Source organism: Microbacterium sp. T32 (assembly GCF_001619615.1).
Classification (GTDB): domain Bacteria; phylum Actinomycetota; class Actinomycetes; order Actinomycetales; family Microbacteriaceae; genus Microbacterium.
Genome location: NZ_LQQP01000033.1, coordinates 1 through 3,502 on the forward strand (window position 1 = coordinate 1; position 3,502 = coordinate 3,502).

A 3,502-nucleotide genomic window follows, 5' to 3' on the forward strand; every position below is an offset into this window, starting at 1 on the left:
ATCCCATCCACACGTTCTTGCCTATAACCCCACCCTGGCTACCCAGCCCGAAACGTCTGCGGGCGCGGCCGCACCCTGGGAGCGGTTCCAGTAAGCTCGCTCCGGCCGCATCCGGCGGTCCGAGAGGATGCCGCCGCCCGTGCCGACCGCCCCGACCCGCACGCGTCTCGATCTTCAGGGGCTCCGCGCACTGGCCGTCCTCGGCGTCGTCGCGAGCCACCTCGCCGGGTGGCCGCGTGGCGGATTCGCGGGCGTCGACGTGTTCTTCGTCATCTCGGGGTTCCTCGTCACCGGCATCCTGCTCCGCGATCTCGCGGCCACCGGATCGATCGATCTGCGCGCGTTTTTCGCGCGCCGCATCCGGCGACTTCTCCCGGCTGCGCTGCTGGTGCTGGCGACGGTGGTCGGCCTCGGCTCCGTCGTGTTCCACCGCGCCCGCGCCGAGCAGACGCTGTACGACGCCCTCTCGGCGCTCGGTCTCGTCTCGAACTGGCGGTTCGGACTCGAGGGGCGCGACTACTTCTCGTCCACCGACGTCTCGCCGCTCCAGCACTTCTGGTCGCTGTCGATCGAGGAGCAGTTCTCGCTCGTGTGGCCGGTCCTGCTGCTCGCCGCCGTCGCGTTCCTTCCGGCGGCCGCACGGCGGGGTCCCACAGCGCGCCGGCTCACCGGCGTCATCGCCGTCGCGCTCGTTGCGGCCTCCGCGGTGGCGGCGGTGCAGCTCACCGCGAGCGACCCGGCGGGGGCGTACTTCTCGACGCTCGCCCGCGCCGGGGAGCTCGCCGTCGGTGCCGTGCTCGCCGCCCTCGCGCCCGTCCTCGGACGGATGCCGGCACCGCTGCGCGGACTCCTCGCCTGGGGCGGCCTCGCCGCGGTCGTGGCATCCTTCGTCCTCATCGAACCGACTTCGCCGTTCCCGGCTCCATGGGCGGCGCTCCCGGTGGCCGGTGCGGCGCTCGTCATCGCGGGCGGCATCGGGGGAGACCCACGCCACCGCCACCTCTTCCCGCTCACCAACCCGCTGAGCGTCGCCCTCGGCAACGTCTCTTACTCGCTGTACCTCTGGCACCTTCCGGCGATCGTGTTCGCGGAGGTCCTCCTCCCACCCGGACCCTTCTGGATGCCGATCGTGCTCCTGGTCACCGCGGTGCTCACGGTCGCGACCTACCTGGGTGTCGAGCAGCCTGTTCACCGCTCACCCTGGCTCGAGCGCCGCCGTGCCGTGACGGAGGAGGCGCCGGTCGTGCCCGAGCCCGTCGCCGTGGCACCGACGCCCGTGCGACCCGCGGCGCTGGCGTCCCGCCCCGCCGGATGGGTGCCCGGCCAGCGGTACTACCCGGGTTCGCGCCCGCGGATGACGGAACCGGATGCCGCGGCCCCGGCGCTCGAACCAACCCCGGTGGCGCCCGCCCCGCCCGAACCCGAACCGCAACCGGAATCCACCGCCACCACCCCCGCCCGTCCCCTCACCTGGGCCGCGTGGCGCGAGCGCTTCTCCGCCCGCATGGGGCTCGCGGCCGCTGTGCTCACGATCGGCGCGGGGGCGACGGTGCTCGCGGTGTTCGTCGCGTACGGTGCCCCCGTCCTGCAGCTCCCCGGTCTCGTGGCCGCGCCGACCGCCGACCCGGCGGAAGTCGCCGAGGCGTTGCCGACCCTGCAGGCGCAACTCGCCGCCGCCGTCAGCGCGGACGCGTGGCCCGACTTGCATCCGGGACTCGACAAGGTCATCCGCGAATCGTCGTCCGACAACCGGGCGCACGACTGCTTCACCCCCGACGTCGCTCCCGACCCCGCCCGCTGCACGTTCGGCGACACATCGGCATCCCGTCATCTGTATCTCGTCGGCGACTCCAGCGCGATGGCGTACGCGCCGGCGATCGCGAAGCTCGCGGAGCAGAGCGGGGGAGCGTGGCGCGCGACGACGGTCGGAATGTACGGATGCCGCTTCACCGACGTCATGATCGAGAGCCGCGATCCGGCGGTCAATGCCGGATGCGAGACCCGCAAGGCGCAGGTGCGGGCGATGGTCGCGGCCGACCCGGCCGACCTCGTGATCGTCTCGAACGCGTTCACGCTCGGCACGGCGGTCGGCGGGGCGTCGCTCGACCCGACGCAGCTGGCCGCGTCGACGTTCGCGGAGATCGGGACGTGGGCACCGGCCGGACGCACGGTCTTCCTCTCGCCGCCGCCTCACGGGGCGGACCTGGACCGCTGCTATTCGCCCGTGACCGGCCCCTCGGCCTGCCTCGCCGCCGTCGACGACGTGTGGACGCAGATGGAGACGGCGACCGAGTCCGAGGCCGCGGCCACCGGCAACACCGCCATCAGCGCGCTGCCGTTCACGTGCTGGCAGAACGTCTGCCCGGCCTTCGCCGGCGAGACGCCGGTGCGGTACGACGACACGCACCTGACGCCGGCCTTCGCCGAGCGCCTCACCCCGATCCTGCAGCAGGAGCTGCAAGCTCGCGGGCTGTACTGAGACGTCTCACGCGTCGATGTCGTCGACTCCCGGCATCCAGGAGGCGCCCGGCTTGCCCCACTTGCGCTTCTTCGCGATCTTCGCGACCGTCCGGCTGTCCTCCTCGTCGAGGCGGTCGACGTACAGCACCCCGTCGAGGTGGTCGAATTCGTGCTGCAGGATGCGGGCACGCCACCCCGAGACCTCGATGCGCACCGGTTGCCCGTCGAGATCGATTCCCGTGAGGAGCGCCGCCTCGGAACGGCGCAGCGGGAACCGCTCACCGGGGAACGAGAGGCATCCCTCGGACTCCTCGTCGGGGTCGGGGTACCCGGGTTCGAGCGGACGGATCCACAGCTGCGGGTTGATGACGACCCCGCGCCACGGCTGACCCTCGTCGTCCTCGTACGTGTACGTGAAGATGCGCAGGCCCACGCCGACCTGGGGGGCCGCGAGGCCCACGCCGGGGGCGGCATCCATCGTCTCGAACATGTCGGCGACGAGCGTGCGGATGTCGTCGGTGATCTCTCCGACGGGGGAAGCGGGGGCGTGCAGGACGGGATCGCCCATGATGCGGATAGGGAGAACGGCCACGTCACCAGCCTATGCGGCGATACGGCGGCTATCGTCGGAGGGTGATTCCGCTCGATGTCTCCCTCACCGACGGTATCGATCAGCTCGTCGGAGTCTTCCGCGATCCCCGCATTCTGCTCGGTATCCCGCTGGCGCTGCTGGGCGCGGTCTTCATGTCGTTCGGCGCGCAGTACCAGCACCGCGGGGTGCAGAAGGTCGAGCGCCTCTCCGGAAAGACGACGGGCGGACTCTCGCGTTCACAGGTGACGTCGTTGCTGACCCGCCCGTCGTGGGTGGCCGGAACTCTAATGCTCGGCCTCGCGATCGTGTGTCAGCTCGCCGCCCTGTCGGTCGCACCGCTGATCCTCGTGCAGCCTCTCGGCGCGATCGCGCTCGTGATCACGACGATCCTCAACGCCCGCGTCACCCACCACAAGCCGACGCGGCAGTCGCTCATCGCGATCGCCGCGT

General features: G+C 71.6%; 3 protein-coding genes. 2 read left to right on the forward strand and 1 reads right to left on the reverse strand.

Annotated elements, in window-relative coordinates; translation table 11 throughout:
* The first annotated feature begins 139 nt into the window (after positions 1 to 139).
* A complete protein-coding gene (locus tag AVW09_RS14120; protein WP_231901852.1) occupies positions 140 to 2,479 on the forward strand; it encodes an acyltransferase family protein in 2,340 nt (779 codons plus the stop codon).
* 6 nt (positions 2,480 to 2,485) lie between these two features.
* Here the strand turns inward: AVW09_RS14120 and def are convergent, their stop codons facing one another.
* Positions 2,486 to 3,052 carry a peptide deformylase gene (gene def, locus AVW09_RS14125; RefSeq protein WP_082822998.1) on the reverse strand — a complete coding sequence of 189 codons (567 nt, stop codon included), beginning with the start codon at positions 3,050 to 3,052 and terminating at the stop codon, positions 2,486 to 2,488.
* Between the two features lie 41 nt (positions 3,053 to 3,093).
* On the opposite strand from def, the gene AVW09_RS14130 reads away from it, so the two are divergent.
* A partial coding sequence (locus AVW09_RS14130) for a DMT family transporter (RefSeq protein ID WP_269454565.1) occupies positions 3,094 to 3,502 on the forward strand: 409 nt, incomplete at its 3' end.